Here is a 25,931-nt window from a genome sequence, read left to right on the forward strand (position 1 = left end):
ATGACCAGAATGACAATGATTGAGGCGGTCCGCAGCGCCATGGACGTGTCGATGGCGCGCGACGACGATGTCGTCGTTTTCGGCGAGGACGTCGGCTATTTCGGCGGGGTGTTCCGCGCCACCCAGGGGCTGCAGGCGAAATACGGCCGGACGCGCTGCTTCGACACGCCGATCAGCGAATCCGGCATCGTCGGCACCGCCATCGGCATGGCGGCCTATGGCCTGAAGCCCTGCGTCGAGATCCAGTTCGCCGACTACATGTATCCCGCCTATGACCAGATCACCCAGGAGGCGGCGCGCATCCGCTACCGCTCCAACGGCGATTTCACCTGCCCGATCGTTCTGCGCATGCCGACCGGCGGCGGGATCTTCGGTGGCCAGACGCACAGCCAGAGTCCGGAGGCCCTGTTCACCCATGTCTGCGGCCTGAAGGTCATCGTTCCGTCGAACCCGGTCGATGCCAAGGGCCTGTTGATCTCGGCGATCGAAGATCCGGATCCGGTGATCTTTCTCGAGCCGAAACGCCTCTACAACGGGCCGTTCGACGGCCATCACGACCGGCCGGTGGTTCCCTGGTCGGCCCATGCGCTCGGCGACGTTCCCGATGGCCACTATACCGTGCCGTTCGGCAAGGCCGAGATCAGACGGCCCGGCACTGACGTCACCGTGATCGCCTACGGCACCATGGTGCATGTGGCCCTGGCGGCTGCCGAGGAGACCGGTATCGACGCGGAAGTCATCGACCTTCGAAGCCTGTTGCCGCTCGATCTCGACACGATCGTCGAATCCGTTTCGAAGACCGGCCGCTGCGTGATGGTCCATGAGGCGACGCTCACCTCGGGCTTTGGGGCGGAAGTGGTCGCCCTCGTGCAGGAGCATTGCTTCTACCATCTGGAAGTGCCGGTCATACGCGTCGCCGGCTGGGACACGCCTTATCCCCATGCCCAGGAATGGGACTATTTCCCCGGACCTCTGCGCGTCGGCAAGGCGCTCCAAGACATCATGAAAGGCTAAGCCATGAGCGAATATGTTCTCCATATGCCCGATGTCGGCGAAGGTGTCGCCGAGGCCGAACTGGTCGAATGGCATGTGAAACCCGGTGATCCCGTCCGGGAGGACACGGTGCTGGCCGCCGTGATGACCGACAAGGCGACGGTGGAGATCCCGTCTCCCGTGGCGGGTGTCGTGACCTGGCTTGCCGCCGAAGTGGGCGACCTGATCGCGGTCAAGGCGCCGCTGGTGCGGATCGAGATTGCTGATGAAGCGGCAGAGCCGGTGTCGGTTGAGGAACAGCCGACGGCAGAGGCCGTCGAAACGGAGGCGCCCGTCGACAGTGCGGTTGAAGCGGTCTCGCCGCAAACCGCATCGTTAGCGACACCGGCCGCCGAGCCTACTTCAAAGCCGCTGGCCGCTCCAGCGGTGCGCCACCGGGCGGAGCAGGCGGGCATCGATCTCGGCCAGGTGGCGGGGACGGGGCCGGACGGTCGGATCATGCATGAGGACCTCGATCGCCTGCTGTCGGCCGGCGCGCCGCCTTCAGGCACGATGGCCGGCCTCGCCCGAAGGACAGGCGTCGAGGAAATCAGGATCACCGGGATGCGGCGCAAGATCGCCGAGAGGATGGCCCTTTCGGTCTCGCGCATTCCCCACATCACCTATGTCGAGGAAGTCGACGTCACCGCTCTCGAGGAGCTTCGCACCGTGATGAACGGCAGGCGAAAGCCGGATCAGCCGAAGCTGACCATCCTGCCCTTTCTCATGCGGGCGCTGGTGAAGGCGGTGGAGGAGCAGCCGGCGATGAACGCCACCTTCGACGACGAGGCGGGCGTGATTTCCCGCCACGGCGCCGTGCATATCGGCATCGCCACCCAGACGCCGGCCGGGCTGTCCGTGCCGGTCGTCCGCCACGCGGAGGCCCGCAGCCTGTGGGATTGCGCCGCCGAACTGACACGCGTCGCCGAGGCGGCGCGAAGCGGCAGCGCCCAACGCGAGGAACTCACCGGCTCGACGATCACCATCAGTTCGCTCGGTTCGCTGGGCGGTATCGTCTCGACCCCGATCATCAATCACCCGGAGGTGGCGATCATCGGCGTCAACAAGATCGCCACGCGGCCGGTCTGGGATGGAAAGGGCCAGTTCCTGCCCCGCAAGATGATGAACCTGTCGTCCAGCTTCGACCATCGCGTGATCGACGGCTGGGATGCGGCGACCTTCATCCAGCGGCTCAGAGCGCTGATCGAGGCACCTGCACTGATCTTCGTCGAGGGCTGATGCCCGTTGCCGAACATCAGCCTGCGTCGGGGATTGCCGGCGCAGGTCAGCGCCGGCGCAGAGATCGGAGCGTTCGTTGGGCGCCTATGTGCTCTTGGCCTCGGATCCAGGGTGGTCCGGCGGGCGGTCGAGTTTCCTGTCCGCCACAAGGCGCACCAGCCAGTCGACGAAGACCCGAACCTTGTTGCTGAGGTGGCGGTTCGGTGGATAGACGATGTAGAGCGGAATGGGCTCCGTGCGCCATTCGGGTAGCACGCGAACGAGGTCGCCCTTTGCCAACGCGTCCGAAACCATGAAGTAGGGCATCGGAGAAATGCCCAGCCCGTTCAGCGCCGCCGTCAGGTAGCTGCGGGCGTCATTCACCGCGATGACGTAACGGGCGTTGATTTCGAGCTTTTCACCGGCCCGTTCGAAGTCGAACGCCATCGCGCGATTGTTCTGGGCCATGAAATAGCTCACGCAGTGGTGGGCATCCTCCAGTTCGGAAGGGTGCTGCGGGGTGCCGTGCTTTTCCAGGTAACTCGGCGCGGCGCAGGTCACCACGGAGACTTCGGTGACCCGACGGGCGATCAGCGACTGGTCGGCCGGAACGCCGGCGCGAAGCGCACAGTCGACGTTTTCGGCAAGATAGTCGACGGGACGGTCGCCCACGCCAAGATCGACGCGGATATCCGGGAAACGCGCGTGAAAGTCGTGCAGGGCCGGAATGACGATCCCGTCGGCGAAGGCGCCCGCCATCTCCACCCGTAGCCGGCCGCTCGGCGACAGGTGCGAACTGGACAGGCTGGTGTCGAGCTCGTCGAGCTGGGAGATGATCTGCGTCGCCCTCTCATAGTAGAGCGCGCCATCCGTCGTCACCATGACGCGCCGCGTGGTGCGGTTCAGCAGCTTGGTGTGAAGATGCGCCTCCAGGCCCTGGATGAGATTGGTCACCGTGGCCTTGGGCAGGCTGAGCGCTTCGGCGGCGCGGGTAAAATTGCCCATCTCCACCACCCGGACGAAGGCGCGCATGGCCGATAGCTGATCCATGTGACGATTCCTGTCAGTATGCGACGCGGTATTGTTCGAGATATCGAACAGTGTTCTCACATTTGTGAGCTTGTTCGGTTTTGGGAATAAAGTACATTGGGTTTCAAGAAAAGCAAAGTGTCGACGGATAGCCAAGCCCACAATTGTCGGTCACGTGGCGATTGAATCGCATCCTTGCGTTTGAAATCTTGTCGATCCTGGTGGCCTCTTGCGCGACATTCGTGAATGTCCGTGGCGGCCGACCAACAAGGAAAGGTCCATGAGATGCGCGTTCCGCATTATCTGCCCGTGCCGGGGATGTTCTTCGTGAGCTTGTGCCTGGTGGCATTGCGTCCGGAGTGAGCGGTCCGATGCCGGTCGAGATCAAGGATATGACGCTGGACAATGTGGCCGTCGGCCGCATCGCCGTGCGGGTCTATCAGGGTGCGGATTATGGCAAGGGTCCGCCGGTCCTGATCTATTTTCACGGCGGTGCGTTTCGCCATACCGGACTGGTCGATTGCCCGATGGCGGAATGCCTGGCGGGTACCGGCGCAATCGTTGTGGTGCCGGACTACAATGCCCTCGGGTCGGTCTTCCCCAAACCGCTCGAGGTCGGATTTTCGGTCTTCTCCTATATGGCGAAGAAGCGTGCCGGCTTCGGCGATCGCAAGTCCCTGCTGCTTGTCGGCGGTTCGGAGGCGGGCGGCAATATCGCCGCCGCGGTTACGCTCAAGGCTCGCGACCATCTTGCCGACGAACTGGACGGTCAGGTGCTGGTCTCGCCGCTGCTCGACCCCTTCATGGGGACGCCTTCGTTTCGCAAGGCGGAGGCGATCGGCATGCGGGATCTCTGGGCGGAAGGATGGAGCCACTATCTGAGCGGCGGCATCTGCCACCCTTATGCAGCCCCGTCCGCCTGTTCGCGACTGTCGGGAATTGCGCCGGCGCTCCTGCTGACATCGCAGGACGACCCGCTTCTCGACGAGACGCTGATCTATGCCCAGCGACTGAAGAGCGCGGGCGTCGAGGTTCGACAGCATGTCCTTCCCGCCGGGACAGGCTGGCCATCGGTGTATGGCGGAAAAACGGAGGAAACCCCGAATTGGCAGGAAAGCGCAAGCAGCCAGTTCGCGAGTTTCGTGCGCGACATCGGCATTCAGAGATCAGAGATCTGATTTGAAGACCCTTTAGAAGACTTAGAGCATTTGACCACACGCGGCGCCCCAAGGCCGCAAGGAGCTAGACGATGACAAGGAAAGCAAAGCGCTGGGCCCTCGCGGGCACCGGCCTGGGACTGGCTGCGTCCATTTCGGCAGCCGCATTGTTCCTCGATCTGCCGTACAGCAAGGCAGCCGCGGAGACGGAAGACGCGGGTGCCGCTGCCGCCGCCCCGCCGGCGACGCCGGTCACGGTGGCCGTGGTGAAGAGCCGCGACGTCACCACCTGGCAGGAGTTCTCCGGGCGGCTGGAAGCCGTCGACCGCGTCGAGATCCGCCCCCGTGTCGGCGGCGCGATCCAGTCCGTGAATTTCCGCGAAGGCGCGTTGGTGAAGGCCGGAGACCTCCTCTTCACCATCGATCCCGCGCCTTATGAGGCGACCGTTGCCCAGGCAGCCGGGCAGGTCGCCTCCGCGGAAGCCAAGGTGGCGCTGGCGAATACGGAACTCGAACGCGGCCGCCGGCTTGCGAGCAACCGCACGATCTCACAGAGCGATCTGGACCAGCGCCAGAACGCGGTCGCCGAAGCCGAAGCGGCTTTGAAGACGGCCCAGGCCGTCCTTCGTTCCGCGGTGCTGGAGCTCGACTACACCAAGGTCCGCGCCCCGGTATCCGGCCGCGCCGGCAAGGTGGCGATCACCGCGGGCAACCTCGTTGCCGCCGGATCCACCTCCTCGGCGCTGACGACGCTGGTATCGGCCGACCCGATCTATGCCAGCTTCAACGCCAGCGAGGAAATCGTCGCGCGGGCGCTGTCCAGGCTGCCGGCGACCGATGGCGCGCTACCGCCGATCGACCAGATTCCGGTGGAGATCGGCACGCTCGCCGACGAGGGCACGCCGATAAAGGGCAAGCTGCAACTGATCGGCAACGAGGTGGATGCGTCGAGCGGCACCATTGCGGTCCGCGCCGTGATCGACAATCCGCGAGGTCTGTTGATCCCGGGCCAGTTCGTGCGCATCCGCATGGGCGACCCACGACCGGACAGGAAGATCCTCGTCAGCGAACGGGCGATCGGAACCGACCAGGACAAGAAGTTCGTCTTCGTCGTCGATGCCGAAAACAAGGTGACCTATCGGCCGGTCGAACTCGGCAGCAGTGCCGATGGCGAGCGGATCGTCGTGAGCGGGCTTGCCGATGGCGACAAGGTGATCGTCAACGGACTGCAGCGCGTGCGTCCGGGCGCGCTGGTTGACCCGCAGACCAAAGAGGCCGTCGCGGTCGTGAACTGACGGGCGGGCGGGGCGCCGACGCCCCGCCTCTTTCCGCATTGCATCTGATCCGCTGGCGGACCTCGGTCCACCGGCCCGGGTTGCATTGTCAAGATTTCACCCTGGAGAGGGCTTCGAAATGAGTATTTCCCGCTTCTTCGTCGACCGGCCGGTGTTCGCTGCCGTCCTGTCGATCCTGATCGTCGTCGCAGGCCTGATCGGCATGCGGTCGCTGCCGATTTCGGAATATCCGGAGGTCGTGCCGCCGTCCATCGTGGTGCGCGCGGTCTATCCCGGCGCCAACCCCGTGGTCATCTCCGAGACGGTGGCAACCCCGCTCGAGGAGCAGATCAACGGCGTCGACGACATGCTGTATATGAACAGCCAGGCAACGTCCGACGGCGTGCTGACGCTGACCGTCACCTTCAAGCTCGGAACCGATCCGGACAAGGCCCAGCAGCTCGTCCAGAACCGTGTCTCGCAGGCCGAACCGCGCCTGCCGGCGGAGGTTCGCGCGCTCGGGGTCACCACCGTCAAGAGCTCGCCGGACTTCATCATGGTGGTGAACCTGGTCTCGACCACCGACCGCTACGACGTGACCTATCTGCGCAACTACGCGACGCTGAACATCAAGGACCGTCTCGCCCGCATCGAGGGCGCCGGCCAGGTTCAGGTCTTCGGTGCCGGCGACTACGCCATGCGCATCTGGATCGATCCGCAGAAGGCGGCCGAACACGCTCTGGCCGCCAGCGACATCACCAATGCTATCCGCCAGCAGAACGTGCAGGCCGCGGCCGGCATCATCGGCGCATCGCCGAGCCCGAGCGGCGTCGAACTTCAGCTCAACGTCAACGCCCAGGGACGTCTCAGCACGCCGGAGGAATTCGGCGAGATCATCGTCAAGACGGGCAATGAGGGCGAGATCACGCGCCTCAAGGACGTCGCCCGCATCGAGATGGGCGCGGCCGACTATACGCTGCGTTCGCTGCTCGACGGCCAGCCGGCGGTGGCGATTGCCGTGCTGCAGGCGCCCGGTTCGAACGCCATCGAGATCGCCGACAACGTGCGCGCCACCATGGACCAGCTCCAGCTCGCCATGCCCGACGGCGTGAAATACGAGATCGTCTACGACACCACCGAATTCGTGCGCGCGTCGATCGAGAAGGTCGTCGACACGCTTCTGGAGGCGGTTGCCCTCGTCGTTCTCGTCGTCATCCTCTTCCTGCAAACCTGGCGCGCGTCGATCATCCCGCTGATCGCCGTGCCGGTTTCGATCATCGGCACCTTTGCCGTGATGTATGCCTTCGGCTTCTCGATCAATGCGCTGACGCTGTTCGGGCTGGTGCTCGCCATCGGCATCGTGGTGGACGACGCGATCGTCGTCGTGGAAAACGTCGAGCGTAATATCGAGAACGGGCTGACGCCGCGAGAGGCGACCTATCGCGCGATGCGGGAAGTCTCCGGGCCGATCATCGCCATCGCACTGGTGCTGGTCGCCGTCTTCGTCCCGCTGGCCTTCATCAGCGGGCTTTCCGGCCAGTTCTATCGCCAGTTTGCGCTGACGATCGCCATCTCGACCGTGATCTCGGCCGTCAACTCGCTCACCCTGTCCCCGGCTTTGGCAGCCCTTCTGCTGAAGGATCACCATGCGCCCAAGGACTGGCTGACTCGGGCCATGGATCGCGTCTTCGGCTGGTTCTTCCGCGGTTTCAACCGGGCCTTCGGCGCCGCATCGAACGGCTACGGCCGCAGCGTCGGCGGTCTCCTGTCGCGCAAGTCGCTGGTCATGGTCGTCTATCTCGCGCTGATCGGCGCCACCTATACCGTCTTCAATGCTGTTCCGGGCGGCTTCGTCCCGGCGCAGGACAAGCAGTATCTCATCGGCTTTGCGCAATTGCCGGACGGTGCGACGCTCGATCGGACGGAAGAGGTGATCAAGCGCATGAGCGACATCGCGCTGGAACAGCCGGGCGTGGCTCATGCCATCGCCTTCCCCGGTCTGTCGATCAACGGTTTCACCATCGGCTCCAATTCGGGCATCGTCTTTGCGGTTCTCGACGATTTCGCCGAGCGCACGACGCCCGAGCTGTCCGGCGGTGCCATCGCCATGCAGCTGAACCAGAAGTTCGCCGGTATCCAGGACGCCTTCATCGCCATGTTCCCGCCGCCGCCGGTCAACGGCCTCGGCTCCACGGGCGGTTTCAAGCTGCAGATCGAGGACCGTGCCGGTCTCGGCTATCAGGCGCTGGACGAGGCGACCAAGGCGTTCCTCGGCAAGGCGTACCAGACGCCGGAGCTTGCGGGCCTGTTCTCCAGCTTCCAGATCAACGTGCCGCAGCTCTATGCCGACCTCGACCGCTCGAAGGCGGAACAGCTCGGCGTGTCGGTGACGGACGTGTTCGAAACGCTGCAGATCTATCTCGGCTCGCTCTACGTGAACGACTTCAATGCCTTCGGCCGAACCTACAGTGTCCGCGTGCAGGCCGATGCCGCCTTCCGGGCGAGGCCCGAGGATATCGGTCAGTTGCAGGTTCGTTCGCGCAGCGGGCAGATGATCCCGCTTTCGGCCCTGCTGAAGGTCGACAGCACCACGGGGCCGGAGCGCACCACGCGCTATAACGGCTTCCTCGCTGCCGACATCAATGGTGGTCCGGCGCCGGGCTTCTCGTCTGGGCAGGCGCAGGCGGCGGTCGAGCGCATCGCAGACGAAACGCTGCCGAACGGCATCACGTTCGAATGGACGGACCTGACCTACCAGCAGATCCTGGCCGGCAATTCGAGCATCGTCGTCTTTCCGCTCGCCCTGCTGCTCGTCTATCTCGTGCTGGCCGCCCAATACGAGAGCCTGACCTTGCCGATCGCGATCATCATGATCGTGCCGATGGGCGTGCTCGCAGCGCTGGCGGGGGTCTGGTACACGGGCGGGGACAACAACATCTTCACCCAGATCGGCCTCATGGTGCTCGTGGGGCTGTCGGCGAAAAACGCGATCCTGATCGTCGAATTCGCCCGGGAACTGGAGTTCGAGGGTCGAACGCCGGTCCAGGCCGCGATCGAGGCGAGCCGGCTTCGCCTGCGGCCGATCCTGATGACGTCCATGGCCTTCATCATGGGTGTCGTGCCTTTGGTGATTTCGACCGGTGCCGGTGCGGAAATGCGCGCGGCGATGGGGCTGGCGGTGTTTTCCGGCATGATCGGCGTCACCTTCTTCGGCATCTTCATGACGCCGGTCTTCTACGTGCTCCTGCGTCGGATTACCGGCAATCGTGCGCTGGTGCATCACAATCAGGACGTGGTGGCCGCAGAGGCAGCGGAGAGCCGTCGCATCGCGGCGGAGTAGGATGCTTGACGACGACGCAAAAGGAGGCCCGGCGACGGGCCTCCTTTTGCCGTTTCACCGGCATATGACTTGACGCGCGGTGCCGTTGCCGTCGCAACGAGTGGTGCGGCCGGTGGATCGGGGCGCCATGTTTGACACAGAGGGGAAAACTTGGCAGCACTGCCTGACGAGAGGGCAATGCGACATGACACGGCGAGGCGAAACGCACACCAGGCTTGACGATGCGGCACGGGCCGGCTGGCTCTACTACGTCGCCGGGCGGACCCAGGACGAGATCGCCGCCGCCATGGGCATTTCCCGCCAGAGCGCCCAGCGCCTCGTTTCGCTCGCGGTCGCCGAAAAGCTGATCAAGGTTCGCCTGGACCATCCGATCGCGGTCTGCATGGAGCTTGCCGAGGCGGTCAAGGCGAAGTACGGGCTGAAGCGGGTCGAGGTGGTGCCGACTGATCCTGGCTCCGATTCGGCCACTGTCGGCGTGGCCGAGGCAGGTGCCGCCGAGCTCGAGCGCTGGCTGAAGCAGCCGGACCCGCTCGTCATCGGCATGGGCACCGGGCGAACCCTACGCGCCATGGTCGACCAGCTGCCGCCGATGGAGTGCCCGCAGCACAAGATCGTATCGCTCACCGGCAATATCAGCCCGGACGGTTCGGCCGCCTATTTCAACGTCATCTATTCGATGGCCGATGCGGTGAAGGCGCCGCATTTTCCCATGCCTCTGCCCGTCATCGTCTCGTCCCGCGAAGAGCGGGACCTGCTACACCGCCAGCCGCTGGTGGCGCCGACAATAGAGCTCGGCCGGCGATCGAACATCACCTTCGTCGGTATCGGCGAAATGGGCGCCCGGGCGCCGCTGCTGGTGGACGGCTTCCTGCGGCAGGACGAAATGGATGAGCTGCTGGCCGCCGGGGCCGCCGGCGAGATCTGCGGCTGGATCTTCGGCGAGGACGGCAGGCTTCTCGACCATCCGGTCAACGAGCGCGTCGCCAGTATCGCCATCCCGTCGCGGGAGACTGCGGTGGTGATCGGCGTGGCGCGGGGAAGGCGCAAGCTGCAGGCCATCCGGGCCGCCGCGATGGGCGGACATATCAACGGCCTCATCACCGACGAAGACGCGGCCCGTCATCTGCTCGCCCGCTGAGCAAATTCTCACCAAGATTTTTCCATTTCAATTCAACGGCGTGACCCGGCTCTTCGGCAATGCAGCATGGATTCTGCATTGACTTTCGGCGCGCGCATGTGAGTAATTGCCCATGAGCCAAGCAAATGCTCATTCTTTCTGGGAGGAAGACATGAATTTGAAGACACTTCTGCTGGGCGCATGCTCGGCACTCGCGCTCACGGGCATCGCCTCGGCCGAAACCCTGACGATCGCGACCGTCAACAACGGCGACATGATCCGCATGCAGGGTCTGACCTCGGAGTTCACCGCCAAGAACCCGGACATCCAGGTCGAGTGGGTCACGCTCGAGGAGAACGTTCTGCGCGAACGCGTCACGACGGACATCGCCACCAAGGGCGGCCAGTATGACGTGATGACGATCGGCACCTATGAAGTTCCGATCTGGGCCAAGCAGGGCTGGCTTCTGCCGCTCGACAATCTCGGAGCCGACTACGACGTCGACGACCTGCTGCCCGCGATCCGTTCGGGCCTCACCGGCGACGACGGCAAGCTCTATGCCGCGCCGTTCTACGGCGAAAGCTCGATGGTCATGTACCGCAAGGACCTGATCGAAAAGGCCGGGCTCACCATGCCCGACGCGCCGACCTGGGAATTCATCAATGAAGCGGCCCGCAAGATGACCGACCGTGCGACCGGCATCAACGGCATCTGCCTGCGCGGCAAGGCGGGCTGGGGCGAGAACATGGCCTTCCTGACGGCCACGTCCAATGCCTTTGGCGCCCGCTGGTTCGACGAGAACTGGAAGCCGCAGTTCGACCAGCCGGAATGGAAGAACACGCTCGACATGTATGTGAAGCTGATGAATGATGCCGGCCCGCAGGGCGCGTCGTCCAACGGCTTCAACGAGAACCTGGCGCTGTTCCAGCAGGGCAAGTGCGGCATGTGGATCGACGCCACGGTGGCGGCCTCCTTCGTCACCAACCCGAAGGACTCGACGGTCGCCGACAAGGTCGGTTTCGCGCTCGCTCCCGACACCGGCCTCGGCAAGCGCGGCAACTGGCTCTGGGCCTGGAACCTCGCCGTCCCGGCGGGCTCGCAGAAGGCCGAAGCGGCCGAGAAGTTCATCGCCTGGGCAACCGGCAAGGAATACGCGAACCTCGTCGCTTCCAAGGAGGGCTGGGCCAACGTCCCCCCGGGCACGCGCACCTCGCTCTATGAAAACCCGGAATACCAGAAGGCAGCCCCGTTCGCGAAGATGACGCTGGACTCGATCAATGCCGCCGATCCGAAGAACCCGTCCGTCAAGCCGGTTCCCTATGTCGGCGTGCAGTTCGTGGCGATCCCTGAATTCCAGGGCCTCGGCACCACGGTCGGCCAGCTCTTCTCGGCAGCGCTTGCCGGCCAGATGACGGTCGACGACGCCCTCGCTCAGGCCCAGCAGGCCGCCGAACGCGAAATGACCCGCGCCGGCTACATCAAGTAAGCTCCCTCCCGCGCATGCGCCGCCCGGACCGAGGTTCGGGCGGCGCCCCAAGTCGGCATTCCGCTCGAAGTCGGCATTCGGCGGCAAGGCCTGTGGCTTTCGCCGCATGGCCGTCTGCCGAAACCGGCAAGCGGACGGCCGATCGGCCGCAATGAAGAGCCATGCCGCACGCGTCGCAGAGCACGCGGCTTCAAGGATGGGATTGGACCATGGCTACGCAAAACACCCAGACGCTTGCCCGCATCATGATGGCACCTTCCGTCGGTTTGCTGCTGATCTGGATGATCGTGCCGCTGGCAATGACCCTGTGGTTCTCGTTCCAGAACTACAATCTGCTGAACCCGGCCAATGTCAGTTTCGGCGGCTTGTTCAACTACCGCTTCTTCTACACGGACCCGGCCTTCTTCCAGTCGATCTTCAACACGCTGACCATTGTCGGCGGCGTGCTGCTGATCACCATCGTCGGCGGTATCGCCATCGCGCTTCTGCTCGACCAGCCGATCTTCGGCCAGGGTCTGGTCCGCATCATGATCATCTCGCCCTTCTTCGTGATGCCGCCGGTCGCCGCGCTGGTGTGGAAGAACATGATCATGCATCCGGGCTACGGCGTGCTCGCCGACATCAACCGGGCATTGGGATTGCAGCCGGTCGACTGGTTCGCCCAATATCCACTGCTGTCGATCATTATCATCGTCGCCTGGCAATGGCTGCCGTTCGCCACGCTGATCCTGCTGACCGCGCTGCAGTCGCTCGACGGCGAGCAGAAGGAAGCCGCCGAGATGGACGGGGCGAACTTCATCAACCAGTTCATCTATCTCGTCCTGCCGCACCTCGCCCGGGCGATCACGGTCGTGATCCTGATCCAGACCATCTTCCTGCTCGGCGTCTATGCGGAAATCCTCGTCACCACCAATGGCGGCCCCGGCTACGCCTCCACCAACCTTGCCTTCCTGATCTATCGCACCGCGCTGCTCGGCTATGACGTGGGCGGCGCATCGGCAGGCGGCATCATCGCGGTCATCCTTGCCAATATCGTCGCCTTCTTCCTGATGCGCGCGGTCGGCAAGAACCTGGACCGCTGAGGAGAACGATCATGGCACGCGCAGTCACCACCCGCCGCAGGATCGCCCTGACCGTCCTTGCCTGGACGGTCGCCCTGGTGATCTTCTTCCCGATCCTCTACACGATCCTCACCAGCATCAAGACCGAGACCGAGGCGATCCAGGGCTTCGACCTGATCCCCTCCTTCACGCTCGAGAACTACGTCACGGTCCAGACCCAGAGGGACTATTTCAAGCCGTTCATGAACTCGGTGGTGATTTCGGTCGGTTCGACCCTGCTCGCCCTGATCATCGCCATCCCGGCGGCATGGGCCATGGCGTTCTCGCCGACCAAGCGCACCAAGGACATCCTGATGTGGATGCTCTCCACCAAGATGATGCCGGCGGTCGCCGTGCTGGTGCCGATCTACCTCTTGTTCCGCGACTTCGGCCTGCTCGACAGCCGCATCGGCCTGACCGTCATGCTGATGCTGATCAATCTGCCGATCGTGGTGTGGATGCTCTACACCTATTTCCGCGAAATCCCGGGTGAGATCCTCGAAGCGGCGCGCATGGACGGAGCTTCGCTGCTCAACGAAATCGTCTACGTGCTGACCCCGATGGCGGTTCCCGGCATCGCCTCGACCATGCTCCTCAACGTCATCCTCGCCTGGAACGAGTCGTTCTGGACCATCCGGTTGACCACGACGAATGCGGCGCCCCTGACCGCGTTCATCGCCTCCTTCTCCAGTCCGCAGGGGCTTTTCTGGGCGAAGCTCTCGGCCGCTTCGACGCTGGCGATCGCACCGATCGTCATCCTCGGCTGGTTCAGCCAAAAGCAATTGGTCCGCGGCCTGACCTTCGGCGCCGTCAAGTAAGGAACAACGACCATGGGCAGCATCAAGCTCGAAAACGTCTGCAAGACCTTTGGCGAGGTCTCCGTCATTCCCTCGATCGACCTCGAGATCAACAATGGCGAATTCGCCGTCTTCGTCGGGCCCTCCGGCTGCGGCAAGTCCACGCTTCTGCGGCTGATCGCCGGCCTCGAGGATGTGTCCGGCGGCCGCATCCTGATCGACGGCGTCGACGCCACCGACAAGGCGCCGTCGCAGCGCGGCCTTGCCATGGTGTTCCAGTCCTATGCGCTCTATCCGCATATGAGCGTGCGGTCGAACATCGGCTTCCCCCTGAAGATGGCCAAGGTCGATCCGGCGGAGATCAGCCGCAAGGTCGAAGAGGCGGCGAAGATCCTCAACCTCACCGACTATCTCGACCGCAAGCCGCGCAACCTCTCCGGCGGCCAGCGCCAGCGCGTCGCCATCGGCCGCGCCATCGTGCGTTCGCCCGAATGCTTCCTGTTCGACGAGCCGCTGTCAAACCTCGATGCGTCGCTGCGCGTCAACATGCGCCTGGAGATTTCCGAACTGCACCAGAAGCTCGGCGCGACTTCGATCTACGTCACCCATGACCAGGTTGAGGCCATGACCATGGCCGACAAGATCGTCGTCCTCAACAAGGGCCGCATCGAGCAGGTGGGCTCCCCGCTCGAACTCTATCGCAACCCGGCCAATCTGTTCGTCGCCGGCTTCATCGGTTCGCCCAAAATGAATCTTCTGGGCGGCGGCGTGGCGCAGCAGCATGGAGCCCACACGATCGGCATTCGTCCGGAGCATGTCACGCTTTCCAGCACCGAGGGTGCCTGGAAGGGCAAGGTAACGGTCGCCGAGCATCTGGGTTCCGACACCTTCCTGCATGTCGATGTCGACGGCGTCGGTCACGTCACGGCGCGTGCCAGCGGAGAAATGCCGGTCCGCCACGGCGACATCGTCTACATCACGCCCGACATCGCCCGCCTGCATCGCTTCAACGACAAAGGCCTGGCGCAATGACCGGCAGGCTGGAGGGAAAGTCCGCGATCATCACCGGATCGGCGCGCGGGATTGGCCGTGCCTTCGCCGAAGCCTATGTGCGCGAAGGGGCAAGGGTCGCCATTGCCGACATCGACTTTGACCGTGCGAGCGAGACGGCGACCGCGATCGGTCCCGCCGCCTATGCCGTCCGGCTCGACGTCACCGACCAGGCCTCGATCGACACGGCGGTAAAGACCGTCGAGCAGACGGCGGGCGGGATCGACATCCTGGTCAACAATGCCGCCCTTTTCGATCTCGCACCGATCGTCGAGATCACCCGGGCAAGCTACGACCGGCTGTTTGCCATCAATGTCGCCGGGTCGCTGTTCATGCTGCAGGCGGTCGCCCGATCGATGATCGCGGCCGGCCGCGGCGGCAAGATCATCAACATGGCAAGCCAGGCCGGGCGGCGCGGCGAGGCGCTTGTCGCCGTCTACTGCGCCACCAAGGCGGCGATCATCTCGCTCACCCAGTCCGCCGGCCTCGACCTCATCAAGCACGGCATCAACGTCAATGCCATCGCCCCCGGCGTGGTGGACGGCGAGCACTGGGACGGCGTCGATGCGCTGTTTGCCCGCTACGAGAACCTGCCACCCGGCGAGAAGAAGCGGCAGGTCGGTGCGGCCGTGCCGTTCGGGCGGATGGGAACCGCCCAGGACCTGACGGGAATGGCGATCTTCCTCGCCACCCCGGAGGCCGAGTACATCGTCGCCCAGACCTACAATGTCGATGGCGGCAACTGGATGAGCTGACGGTCGCGCACGCGACCATCCGGCTTTACCGATCGAGGACAATGACATGACCTGCAAGCTTTCCCTGGCCAGCCTTCCCGAAATCGCCGCCACGGCGGCGGTGCCGGCCTATCGCCGCGACCAGCTTACGCCGGGCATCCTGCATTTCGGGGTCGGCAACTTCCACCGCGCCCACCAGGCGATCTACCTGCACGAGCTGTTCAATCTCGGCCGGGATCTGGACTTCGCCATCGTCGGGGCCGGCGTCATGCCCTCGGATCGGTTGATGAAGGAAAAGCTCGCGGCGCAGGACTATCTGACCACCGTCGTGGAGCAGGACAACAATCGCAGTGCGGCGACCGTGACCGGTCCGATGATCGACATCCTGACCGCGCCCGACTACGACAAGATCATAGCCGCGCTCGCGGACCCAGCGATCCGCATCGTCTCGATGACGATCACCGAAGGGGGCTATTTCATCGATCCGGCCACCGGCGCCTTCGATCCGAAGCATCCGGCCATGGTCGCCGATGCGGCCGACCCCGCGCACCCGAAGAGCGTGTTCGGCCTGATCATCGCCGGCCTCAAGGCGCGCCGTGCCGCCGGCCTGCCGCCGTTCACGATGATGTGTTGCGACAACATTCCGGGCAATGGCGAAGTGACCGAGGCGACCGTCACCGGGCTGGCAAAACTCTCCGATCCGGATTTCGCCCACTGGATCCACGAGAACGTCGCCTTCCCCAACTCCATGGTCGACCGCATCACGCCGGCGACCGGCGAGCGCGAGATTTCCATCACCCGCGACACCTACGCGATCGAGGACAACTGGCCTGTATTCTGCGAGGAGTTCAAGCAATGGGTCATGGAAGACAAGTTTCCGCTCGGCCGACCCGCGCTGGAAGAGGTCGGCGTCACCTTCGTCGCCGATGTCGCGCCCTATGAGCTGATGAAGCTGCGCATCCTCAATGGCGGCCATGCGGCGATCGCCTATCCCGCGGCGCTGATGGACATTCATTTCGTCCATGAGGCGATGGAGAACCCGCTGGTGAAGGCCTTCCTGGAAAAGCTGGAGCGGGACGAGATCATCCCGATCGTGCCGCCGGTGCCGAACACCGACCTGAACGACTATTTCCAGCTGATCGACCGGCGTTTCTCCAATCCCAAGATCGGCGACACCATTCCGCGTCTTGCGCAGGACGGTTCCAACCGCCAGCCGAAATTCATCCTGCCATCCACCGCCGACCGGCTGGCGAGGGGGCTGGACGTCGTCGGCCTGGCGCTGGTCTCGGCGCTCTGGTGCCGCTATTTCGAAGGCCAGTCGGACAGCGGCAAGGCGATCACCTTCAACGACCCCAATGCCGAGCGCCTGCACGCGACCGCGCTCCGTTCGAAGCAGGAGCCCCTTGCATTTCTGGAACTATCGGACATCTTCGGCAGTGTCGGCACGGATCCGCTGTTCCGGCAACGCTTCGCCACCGCGCTGAATTCGCTGCGCAGCGTCGGCACGGCGGAGACGCTGAAGCGGTATCTGGAAGGACAATTGCGCTGAACGGCCTCGATGAAACCACCCCGGGCGCGGCCAAGCCGCTGATCATCTTCGACTGCGACGGGGTTCTGGTCGACAGCGAGCCGATCTCGCTGGCGGTTCTCATGGAGATGCTGGGCGATTCGGGGATTTCCATCGGGCTGGAAAGGGCGTCCGCCCTCTTCCTCGGACGCAGCCTCGCTTCGATGGTCAAGACGGCCGAAGAGGAATACGGCCTTGCGATCGACGATGCCTTCCTGAGCGCGATGCGGCAGAAGCTCTATGCGCGGTTCCGGGCCGAGCTGCGGCCGACGGCCGGCATCATCGCGGCGCTGGAGGCGCTCGAGGCGGAGGGTATCGCCTGGTGCGTCGCCTCCTCCTCGCAGCCGGAGCGGATCGAGCTTTCGCTGACGGTCACGGGCATCCGCCCGCGATTCGATCCGCCGATCTTCTCGGCGACCATGGTCGAGCGGGGCAAGCCGGCACCCGACCTGTTCCTCCATGCCGCCCAGCGTATGGGACGGCCTCCCCGCGAATGCGTCGTGATCGAAGACAGTCCCGCCGGCATCATGGCGGCGCGCGCGGCGCAGATGCGGGTGCTTGCCTATACCGGCGGATCGCATACCGGCCTTGCCGACTACCGGGCCGAACTGGAGAGGCTGAAACCGGAAACCCAGTTTGACGCCATGGCCGATTTGCTTCACCTTGTCCTCCCGGCCGGGAGACCGAGAGACAATCCTGATGCATGACTACATCATCGCGGTGGACGTTGGGACGGGCAGTGCCCGGGCCGGCCTGTTTGACCTCAGTGGCGTGCAGATCGCCCGTGACGTTGCACCGATCTCGCTCGCCCAGCCGCGCGAAAGACACCTCGAACAGGACAGCGAGGAGATCTGGGCGGCCGTCTGCCGCACGGTCCGTTCGGTCGTGGACAAGGCCGGTATCGCGCCCGACGCGGTGCGCGCCATCGGCTTCGATGCGACCTGCTCGCTGGTCGTGCGTGATCGTCAGGGCAAGCCGCTGTCGATTTCGACCACCGGCCGCGCCAATCTGGACACGCTTTTGTGGATGGACCACCGGGCGGTGGAACAGGCGGAGCGCTGCAATGCCACCGGCGATCCGCTGCTCGATCGCTATGGCGGCCGCCTGTCCGCCGAAATGCAGGTACCGAAGCTCCTGTGGCTGAAGGAGGAGATGCCGGACACCTGGGAACGGGCCGGCTTCATGTTCGACCTGTCCGACTATCTCACATGGCGGGCCACGGGCTCGACCAAACGCGGGCACTCGCCGCTCGCCTCCAAATGGGGCTTTGGGCCACAGGCGCCGGGCGAGGCGCCTGGCGATTTCTACGCGCTGGTCGGGGTCGAGGACGTGGTCGAGCGCGCGGCCCTGCCGGAGAGCACTCTGGTAGCCACCGAGGTGGTGGGTAATCTGTCGGTGGAGGCGGCCGATCAGCTGGGGCTGACCATCGGCTGCTGCGTCGCTCCGGGCCTGGTCGACGCCTATGCCGGCACGATCGCCCTCTTCAGCCTTCCGGACGTACTCTCCGAAGACCGGCTGGAAACGCATCTGGCGCTGATCGCCGGAACGTCGAGCTGCGTGGTGCAGCTGACGCGGCAAAGCGTGCAGGCCGAGGGATGCTGGGGCGCCTTTCGCGACGTGGCGATCGCGGGCTTGTGGCTGACGGAGGCCGGTCAGTCGGCATCCGGCGCGCTGCTCGACCACATCCTGCAGACCCATCCCGCCGGCGGAGATCCCAGCCGGGCACGGCATGCGCAGATCCTCGACCATGTCGCCGAACGCATCGCGGCGGAGGGCCCGGGTTACGGCCTGCCGATTCATGTGCTTCCCGATTTTCACGGCACTCGATCGCCGACGACCGATCCCGGTCTCACCGGCAGCCTGACGGGCATGACGCTCGATCGCAGTTTCGAGAGCCTGTGCCGCCTCTATTGGCGCACCTGCGTGGCGCTCGCCTGCGGCATTCGCCACATCATCGCCCATATGCCGGGCGAGCCGGGCCGCGTCGCCACGCTGGCGATAGCCGGCGGCTTTTCGAACCACCCGCTCATCCCGCAGCTCTATGCCGATGCCATCGGCTGCACCGTGCTGACGCCGGTCGATCAGGACGCCGTGCTGCTGGGGACCGCCCAGCATGCGGCGGTCACTGCCGGCCTCTTTGCCGACATGGCGGCGGCGGGTTCCGCCATGACGATCCGCATGCGCTCCACCGCGCCCAATCCCGCGCGGCGGAATTTCTACGAACGGGACTATGCGGCGCTGATGACGATGATGCGCCATCGGGCCGAGCTTGCACTTCTTCAGGACGGTGACAGTCTGGGGCTTCACGAGGCCGAGTGAGGACGACCGCCGGATCATGCGGATAGCGGCTTCACTTGCGGGTCAGCTCGCGCGCTTTCTCGATCCGTCATTTCCGCCGGGGGCAGAGACCTTCACAATGCCATGGTGTCGATGGTTCGGCCGAGACGCAGATGCTCGCCGGCGGACGTCACCAGATCGACGGCGACCTCCGGCTGGCGGTCGAGGATGGAGCGCATGTGCTCGAGGTTGATCAGGCTGAAGGCCGTCGAATAGCCGTCGGCGGTGGTCGCGTCGGGGGCAATGACGGTGAGGCGCCGGTAGCGCGGCGGCACGCTGCCCTGACGGGGATCGAGGATGTGGCTGAAACGGCCGGCGGGATCGAAGCGGAAGCCGGAGAAGGCGGAGGTGGCGATCGCGCGGTCGATCAGCGGGATCACCGTCTCGCCCGCCCGATCGGCCTGGGTTTCGGCAATGCCGATGCGCCAGGGCGAACCGTCTGGCTGTGCACCGATCGCGCGGCCCTCGCCCATGTCGACGAGGCTGCTGTCGATGCCTTCTTCTCGCAGCAGCGCGACCACCCGGTCGGTGACATAGCCCTGGGCGATGCCGTTCAGTGTCAGCGCCATGCCGCGCCGGGCAAAGGCGATGCGGTCGGGGTTGAAGCGCACGGCGCCGAAATCGACAAGCGCCTTTGCTCGCTCCATATCGGCGGCGGATGGTCCGGAGGCTGCGGCGTCAGGCCTGGCGAAATGGCGGGCATAGACGGCAAAGAGCGGCTGCACGCTGGGGTCGAAGGCGCCTCCGGTCATTTCGAAAACGGTCCGGCTGGCCTCAAGCACCTGAACCAGATCCTGCGGCGGCATGGCGAGCGCGCCCATACGGTTCAGCTCACACAGCGCCGATGTGTCGCGATAGAGGCTGAGAATCGATTCCAGCCGTTCGACCTCTGCCACGGCGCGGCGGACGAGGGCCTCGGCTCTCGTCCTGTCGGGATGATTGAGGATCAGTGTCGCGGGGGCTCCCAGCGCCTGGCCCTTCCAGACGACAGGATCCGTTGCGGCTAAGGCCGGGCCGGCAGAAGCCATGAGCGGCAGCCCGGCGGCCGCGGCCATGATGCAGATCGCCCGGCGGCGCGTGAAGGTGTCAGCCATGATCGTGTCCCTCTGCGTTCTCGCTGGTACCTTCTGGATCGAATGCGGAACCGTCCGTCGGCGCGTCACTGCCGAAGCCTAGGATATAGTCCTTCGGCATGTCGTCGAACCTGACCAAGCGGCCGCCATGCTTTTCGGCGAAGGATTTCGCGTCCGCTTCCACGGAGAAGGGAACGGCTTCCTCGGTGCCCATGCCGCCGCGCTGGGCGCTGCCAATGACGAAGAATGCTTTCTTCGCATCAATCCAGTTTTCCGCTCCCGGCTCGTCCCAGCTCGGCGCCTTGCTCATGTCGGACACGTAGATCGCCGCGATGTCGCGCGGCTCTTCCGGCAGCATGGTGAAGGCGAGGGTGTCGCGCGCGGAGGAGAACCAGATGGCCTCGGGGATCTGCTGCAGGATGATCTGGCCCTTGGGGCCGGCATGTTCCAGCACATTCATGCCGCAGTAGCGGCCCATGGCCTCTTCGGTCAGCGCGAAGGGCGGCGGCATGGCGGCTTCGTCTCCGCCGCTGCAGGCAGAAAGCAGGAGCGAGGCGGCAAGCGCGCCCATGGCGATGGAAAGTCTCATACTTCCCTCCTCGAAAAGATGACGGTCGCACAGCCGAGAGGCACGATCGTCCAGAGTGTCAGTGCTGCGATCAGCGCAGGTGCGGTGAGGCCCGTATGGGCGGCGATGCCTCCCATGCCCGACAGCGCGCCGGCATTGCCCGATCCGAGATTGAGCAGCCGGTAGGCGTCCGTCGGGTTGGCGAGCAGAAGAAGGTCGAGCAACAAGGCGGGCACGGCCTGGCCCTTGGCGGCGACCAGTCCCCCGAGCAGCGCCATGTCGTAGATCAGCACGAAGAACAGCCAGATGCCGATGGCGATTCCGCCCGCCGTGCTGCGCTCGCTGACCAACGTGCTGGTGAGGTAGCCGACGGCGAGGAATACGGCGCCGAGCAGGACGGAGGAGCCGATCATGGACAGGAAGGCGCGCCAGCTGTCGATCGCGATATCAGCGCCGGTCACCGTCAGGGCGGCCGCCGCCGCGCCATAGCCGATCGCCGTGGCGAAAGCGAGGATGGCGAGATGGCCGAGGAACTTGCCGAAGATCACCTCGCTGCGGCCGATCGGATAGCTCAGCAGCAGGACCATGGTGCCGCGCTCGGACTCGCCGACGATCGCATCGTGCGACAGGAGGAGCGCGATCAGCGGCACGAGGAAGATGGTGAGGCTCGACAGGCTGACGATCACCACGTCGAGGCGATTGACGCCGACATTGCCGGTAGGCGCGCTTCCGAGGAAGGACAGGGTGAGCGCCAGCGCCGCAAGCAGCAGGGTCGTCGCCAGAACCCAGCGGTTGCGCAGGCCCTCCTGGATCTCCTTACGGGCGATGATGAGGATGTTCGTCATGCCGGTGACTGCCCTTCAAGAAAATGCGCATAAAGCTCGTCGAGCGTCGGTTCGGCGACCGTCAGCGCTGCGAGAAGGGACGGGTCCGCCGTCATGTCATGGAGCAGGGCGATCTTATCTTCGGGTGCCACGTCGGTCTCGAAAATTCCGCCTGCCGTCCGTTTCCAGTCGGTGGCTCCCCGGGTCCAGCCGGGCGAGGCATCCCCGGCGGCGAGCCTGACGCCGATGCGCGTCGGCAGCCGGGCGATGTGGCGCAACTCGTCGAGCGTGCCGTCGGCGATCTTGACGCCGCGATTGACGATGATGACGCGATCCGCCCGATCCTCGAGTTCGGTCAGCGCGTGCGAGGACAGAAGCACGGTGGCGCCGCCGGCGCGAAGGTCGGTGATCAGATCGTAGAAATTGCGGCGCAGCGCCGGGTCGAGACCGCTGGTCGGCTCGTCCAGCAAGAGCACGCGCGGCTCGCCGAGCAGCGCCTGGGCGAGACCGAGACGCTGGCGCATGCCCTTGGAATAGGTGCGTACCGGCCGGTCGGCCGCTTCCTGGGCCAGGCCCACGCGCTCGAACAGGGCGTCGGCGGAGGAGAGTTCCACCCGCTTCAGCCGGGCATAGAAGGCGAGCGTCTCGCGTCCGGTCAGCGCCATGTGGAAGGAGACGCTTTCGGGCAGATAGCCGAGCCGCTGGCGAACATGGAAATCGCCGCGGGCCGGATCCTCGCCGAGCACGCTGACGGTTCCAGTCGTCGGGCGGATCAGGCCGAGCATGAGCTTGATCAGCGTCGTCTTGCCGGCACCGTTGTGGCCGACGAGCGCGATCGTTTCGCCGGCGTTCAAGGTGAAGGTCACGTCCTTCACCGCCTGAACTGGGCCATAGCGTTTGGACACGCCGGCGGTGGTTACCGTCGCCGTCATTGGATCGCCTTCTTCGCTGCCATAGGCGCCATCAGGGGATGGCTGTCGACCACGCCGCCGGGCAGGAGCGCCGGAAACTGGGCCTGGGCCCAGCGGATCACCTGGACCGCGGGACTCGACATCAGGATCTTCGCCTGCGGCGAGGTCCACAGCACCTGGTCGATCAGGTCGTTCGGCCGATAGGGATTGTCGGCGATGCCGTCGCCGTCGAGATCGAAGGCCGGATTGTCGCTCCAGTAGTTGCCGCGGCCCTCGTTCGACCAGTCGAGATAGCGCGTGCCGACATATTTGACCTGGTTGCGGTTGTTGATGAAGGCGTTGCCCGTCATCGTATTGCCTTCCGAGCCCGCGGTGAAATGGATGCCGATCGCGCAGTTCTCGAACAGGTTGCCGAGGAAGCGGTTCTTGTTGGCATTGTAGATGAAGACGCATTTTTCCGGGCCGAGGCGTTCGCCGTTCGCGGCGACGACGGCATCGTCCGTCGTCTTCGGCAAGCCGTGCTCGCCGGATTGCGTTCCGGCGGAAAGCCAGCGGTCGACCGGCTGCATCCGGCCGATGACCGTGTTGTCGCGCACCTCGGAACTCTTGGCGGTGTTGAGCAACAGGCCGTGGTCACGGTCCCCGTCGGAGAGATTCCCAATGATCTTGAGCCGGCTGGAATACATGATCGCATAGCCGACGGAGTTGCGGGTGGAGACGTTGTCGCTCACTTCGCTGTCATCGGTATACATGTAGTGGATGGCAAAGCGCAGGTCGCTGAACCGGTTGTGACTGAAGACGTTGCGCTTGCTGGCCATGGTGGCGATCCCGTCGCGGCCGAAGCGGATCTCGTTGCCGAGCACCTTGGCGCCGGGCGCATTCCAGATGGTCACGCCGCTGCCTGCCTCGCTCATGCGTCCGCTCTGGAGGCCGGTGATGCGGTTGTTGCGCGCAATGGAGTCCACCGCGCCGTAGAGGTAGATGCCGAAGAGATTGTCCGTGACGCTGTTGTCCTCGATGATTGCGCCGGTCGCGGCCTGGCCGGCATAAATGCCGGAATCCCGGGTGGTGAGATCGCGGCCCGAGCCGCTGACGGAAAGCCCACGCACGGTTACGCCCGCGGCCTCGATCGTCACCACGCTGCCCTTGCCATTGCCGGCAATCGCCGCGCCCGGCCTGCCCGCGATGACCAGAGGCTTGTCGATGGTGATCGGTCCGGCAAAGACGCCCGGCTCGAGGGTGAGCACGTCGCCGGCGGCCGCCCCGGCGATGATTTCCTGCAATGCGGGACCGTTCGGCGAGACCGCGAGGTCCGCCGCCCAGGCCATGGCTGGAAGGGCGGCCAGGGTGGCCGCCATTCCAAATCGTGTCGTCAGGAGACGAGCAATCATCATGCCGCCTTCGGTTCGACGAACATGCGGCCCTTCATCTCCATGTGCATGGCATGGCAGAACCACGAGCAATAATACCACCAGACACCCGGCTTGTTGGCCTTGAAGGTGACCGAGGCGGTGGCCTGCGGTCCGACCTCCATGTTGATGCCGTAGTTGATGATGGCGAAGCCGTGGGTCAGGTCTTCCACCTCGTCGATATTGGTGACGTAGACGGTGACCTCGTCGCCCTGCTTGACCTGGAAGCTTTCCAGTCCGAAGGCCGGAGCGACCGAGGTCATGTAGACGCGCACCTTGTCGCCGTCGCGGATGACCGTGCTGTCGGCCATCAGGTCGACGCTGTCGATCTTGGCCTGGGCGACCGCATCGGCGAAGAACGGGTCGTTGCGATCCCAGACATGCACCGGGTTGATCTTCGAGGCGTGCACGATGGTGGCGTCATGCGGTTCGGCGAAGGACGGACCGTCGTGGACGATGACCATCTCGTCGCCGGAAATGTCGATCAGCTGGTCGTTCTCCGGCTTCAGCGGGCCGACGTTCAGGTAGCGGTCCTTGGAGAACTTGTTGAGCGAGACCAGCCACTTGCCATCGGCTTCCTTGGTCTGGCCCATGGAGGTATGGTTATGGCCCGGCTGGTAGTGCACGTCGAGCTTCTGGCGGATCGGATCGACCTTCTCGCCGGCATAGGCCTTTCTGGCGTCCTCGATGTTCCACTTGCACACCTGGCTGTCGATGAACAGCGTGGTATAGGCATTGCCCTTGCCGTCATAGGCCGTGTGCAACGGCCCGAGACCGAGTTCCGGCTCGGCCACGACGCAGTCGCGCGGCTTGATCTTGTCGTCGAACAGGTCGTCGAACTTGCGCACGTCGAACACCGTGACGGTCGGCGACAGCTTGCCGTTGGCGACGACGTGGATGCCGTCCGGCGCTGTGTTGATGCCGTGCGGGCTGTTGGAGACCGGGATGTAGCGCGTGTAGGGCGAGCCATGGCGGCCGTCGATGACCGGAACGCCGCCCATCTCCTTGAAGTCGCCCTTGGCCACGGCCTCTTCGATCCGCTTCAGGTTGAAGACGACGATCCAGTCCTGCTCGTTGCCCATCATCTCGGCGAGATTGACGCCTTCTTCCGAATTATAGCAGGTCGCGAAGGCGTATTTGCCCTGGTAGTCGGCGTCGACATTGTCGAGATTGCCGTCGATCATGACCTGCCAGGCGACCTTCATCGTCTCGCCGTCCACCGCGGTGAAGATGGCGTGATACTGCTTGTGGTCGTCGAGGATTTTGCCGTCGTTCGGGATCGGCACGCGGTCTTCGCCATTGGCGAAGACATAGCCGGTCTTCGGATATTTCTGCACGCGCAGGCCGTGGACCGTGTGCTGGTTCGGCAGCTGGATGATCTTGTCGCACTTCATCACGTCGAGGCGAATGCGGCAGACGCGCGTATTGGCCTTGTCGTTGGCATAGAGATAGCGGCCGTCATAGGTGCCGTCGGTGAAGGAGAGATGCGGGTGGTGAAGGTCGCCGTTCTGGAAGATGCCGCCGCGATCCGCCATGAATTCACGGTCTTCCGGCAACATGCCATCCATCAGGATCTTGCGGCTCTCGTTGGTCTGGCCCCAGCCGGTGGCGCTGCAGCGGTTGAACACCGGAATGCGCATGAGTTCGCGCATCGACGGCAGGCCGACGATGCGGACTTCGCCTGACTGACCGCTGGAGAAGAAGGTATAATATTCATCCAGTTCGCCGGGTTTGACTTCATAGCTGTGCTCATCCGAGCCTTGAGCCGCCGCCGGCGTGGCTGAGCCGCCGGTAAGGCTGATCGCTCCCCCGACGGTCGCCGCACCTGCTGCCGCCACGAAAGCCGTGGAACCCAGCATCTGGCGCCGGTTCAAGCGCATCTGGTTCTCTTCGTTTGACATGATTGCC

The 25,931-nt window shown here is 64.6% G+C and carries 21 protein-coding genes; 14 read left to right on the top strand and 7 right to left on the bottom strand.

The window, feature by feature from the left end; translation table 11 throughout:
* The gene (locus AC07Y0_RS23240; RefSeq protein ID WP_498679966.1) at positions 1–1,014 is read left to right on the top strand and encodes an alpha-ketoacid dehydrogenase subunit beta; all 1,014 of its coding nucleotides are present in this window, start codon (positions 1–3) and stop codon (positions 1,012–1,014) included.
* A gap of 3 nt (positions 1,015–1,017) precedes the next feature.
* Positions 1,018–2,271 (top strand): dihydrolipoamide acetyltransferase family protein, encoded by a 1,254-nt coding sequence (locus tag AC07Y0_RS23245; RefSeq protein ID WP_498679967.1) that lies wholly within the window; start codon positions 1,018–1,020, stop codon positions 2,269–2,271.
* A gap of 84 nt (positions 2,272–2,355) precedes the next feature.
* On the opposite strand, the gene AC07Y0_RS23250 is transcribed toward AC07Y0_RS23245, so the two are convergent.
* A complete protein-coding gene (locus AC07Y0_RS23250; protein WP_498679968.1) occupies positions 2,356–3,300 on the bottom strand; it encodes a LysR family transcriptional regulator in 945 nt (314 codons plus the stop codon).
* Positions 3,301–3,650: 350 nt separating this feature from the next.
* Here AC07Y0_RS23250 and AC07Y0_RS23255 point away from each other — a divergent pair, with 350 nt between their 5' ends.
* The 12 genes from AC07Y0_RS23255 to AC07Y0_RS23310 all read left to right on the top strand — a co-directional run bounded on the left by AC07Y0_RS23255 (position 3,651) and on the right by AC07Y0_RS23310 (position 19,220).
* On the top strand, positions 3,651–4,457 hold the full coding sequence (locus AC07Y0_RS23255; protein WP_498679969.1) for an alpha/beta hydrolase fold domain-containing protein: 807 nt from the start codon (positions 3,651–3,653) through the stop codon (positions 4,455–4,457).
* A 71-nt stretch (positions 4,458–4,528) separates the two neighbouring features.
* Positions 4,529–5,731: an efflux RND transporter periplasmic adaptor subunit gene (locus AC07Y0_RS23260; RefSeq protein ID WP_498679970.1), complete on the top strand. Its 1,203-nt coding sequence runs from the start codon at positions 4,529–4,531 to the stop codon at positions 5,729–5,731.
* Positions 5,732–5,849: 118 nt separating this feature from the next.
* Complete coding sequence (locus tag AC07Y0_RS23265) at positions 5,850–9,050, top strand: efflux RND transporter permease subunit (protein ID WP_498679971.1); 3,201 nt, start codon at positions 5,850–5,852, stop codon at positions 9,048–9,050.
* 184 nt (positions 9,051–9,234) lie between these two features.
* Positions 9,235–10,188, top strand: coding sequence for a sugar-binding transcriptional regulator (locus AC07Y0_RS23270; protein ID WP_498679972.1), 954 nt, complete (start codon positions 9,235–9,237; stop codon positions 10,186–10,188).
* Positions 10,189–10,339: 151 nt separating this feature from the next.
* On the top strand, positions 10,340–11,653 hold the full coding sequence (locus AC07Y0_RS23275; RefSeq protein ID WP_498679973.1) for an ABC transporter substrate-binding protein: 1,314 nt from the start codon (positions 10,340–10,342) through the stop codon (positions 11,651–11,653).
* Between the two features lie 209 nt (positions 11,654–11,862).
* A complete protein-coding gene (locus AC07Y0_RS23280) occupies positions 11,863–12,735 on the top strand; it encodes a carbohydrate ABC transporter permease (RefSeq protein ID WP_498679974.1) in 873 nt (290 codons plus the stop codon).
* A gap of 11 nt (positions 12,736–12,746) precedes the next feature.
* Positions 12,747–13,571, top strand: coding sequence for a carbohydrate ABC transporter permease (locus AC07Y0_RS23285; RefSeq protein ID WP_498679975.1), 825 nt, complete (start codon positions 12,747–12,749; stop codon positions 13,569–13,571).
* A gap of 12 nt (positions 13,572–13,583) precedes the next feature.
* Positions 13,584–14,582, top strand: coding sequence for an ABC transporter ATP-binding protein (locus AC07Y0_RS23290; protein WP_498679976.1), 999 nt, complete (start codon positions 13,584–13,586; stop codon positions 14,580–14,582).
* Positions 14,579–15,355 (top strand): L-iditol 2-dehydrogenase, encoded by a 777-nt coding sequence (locus tag AC07Y0_RS23295; protein WP_498679977.1) that lies wholly within the window; start codon positions 14,579–14,581, stop codon positions 15,353–15,355. The genes AC07Y0_RS23290 and AC07Y0_RS23295 overlap by 4 nt, the downstream gene beginning before the upstream one ends.
* Before the next feature lie 46 nt (positions 15,356–15,401).
* Positions 15,402–16,883, top strand: coding sequence for a mannitol dehydrogenase family protein (locus AC07Y0_RS23300; RefSeq protein WP_498679978.1), 1,482 nt, complete (start codon positions 15,402–15,404; stop codon positions 16,881–16,883).
* The gene (locus AC07Y0_RS23305) at positions 16,880–17,608 is read left to right on the top strand and encodes an HAD family hydrolase (protein WP_498680323.1); all 729 of its coding nucleotides are present in this window, start codon (positions 16,880–16,882) and stop codon (positions 17,606–17,608) included. The genes AC07Y0_RS23300 and AC07Y0_RS23305 overlap by 4 nt, the downstream gene beginning before the upstream one ends.
* Positions 17,601–19,220: an FGGY-family carbohydrate kinase gene (locus AC07Y0_RS23310; RefSeq protein WP_498679979.1), complete on the top strand. Its 1,620-nt coding sequence runs from the start codon at positions 17,601–17,603 to the stop codon at positions 19,218–19,220. The genes AC07Y0_RS23305 and AC07Y0_RS23310 overlap by 8 nt, the downstream gene beginning before the upstream one ends.
* A gap of 92 nt (positions 19,221–19,312) precedes the next feature.
* Here AC07Y0_RS23310 and AC07Y0_RS23315 read toward each other — a convergent pair whose 3' ends face one another.
* Genes AC07Y0_RS23315 through nosZ form a run of 6 tightly spaced genes read right to left on the bottom strand, consistent with a single transcriptional unit; the run spans position 19,313 to position 25,924 of the window.
* Positions 19,313–20,332, bottom strand: coding sequence for an FAD:protein FMN transferase (locus AC07Y0_RS23315; protein WP_498679980.1), 1,020 nt, complete (start codon positions 20,330–20,332; stop codon positions 19,313–19,315).
* Positions 20,325–20,900 (bottom strand): nitrous oxide reductase accessory protein NosL, encoded by a 576-nt coding sequence (locus tag AC07Y0_RS23320; protein WP_498679981.1) that lies wholly within the window; start codon positions 20,898–20,900, stop codon positions 20,325–20,327. Before AC07Y0_RS23320 ends, AC07Y0_RS23315 begins: the two co-directional genes overlap by 8 nt.
* Positions 20,897–21,724, bottom strand: coding sequence for an ABC transporter permease (locus AC07Y0_RS23325; RefSeq protein ID WP_498679982.1), 828 nt, complete (start codon positions 21,722–21,724; stop codon positions 20,897–20,899). The genes AC07Y0_RS23320 and AC07Y0_RS23325 overlap by 4 nt, the downstream gene beginning before the upstream one ends.
* Positions 21,721–22,635: an ABC transporter ATP-binding protein gene (locus AC07Y0_RS23330; protein ID WP_498679983.1), complete on the bottom strand. Its 915-nt coding sequence runs from the start codon at positions 22,633–22,635 to the stop codon at positions 21,721–21,723. The genes AC07Y0_RS23325 and AC07Y0_RS23330 overlap by 4 nt, the downstream gene beginning before the upstream one ends.
* Entirely contained in the window at positions 22,632–24,008 is a 1,377-nt protein-coding gene (locus AC07Y0_RS23335; protein ID WP_498679984.1) for a nitrous oxide reductase family maturation protein NosD, read from the bottom strand. Before AC07Y0_RS23335 ends, AC07Y0_RS23330 begins: the two co-directional genes overlap by 4 nt.
* Positions 24,005–25,924 (bottom strand): TAT-dependent nitrous-oxide reductase, encoded by a 1,920-nt coding sequence (gene nosZ / locus AC07Y0_RS23340; RefSeq protein ID WP_498679985.1) that lies wholly within the window; start codon positions 25,922–25,924, stop codon positions 24,005–24,007. Before nosZ ends, AC07Y0_RS23335 begins: the two co-directional genes overlap by 4 nt.
* Between the last annotated feature and the right edge of the window lie 7 nt (positions 25,925–25,931).

It is taken from the genome of Allorhizobium sp. GW101-3B10, assembly GCF_059424725.1.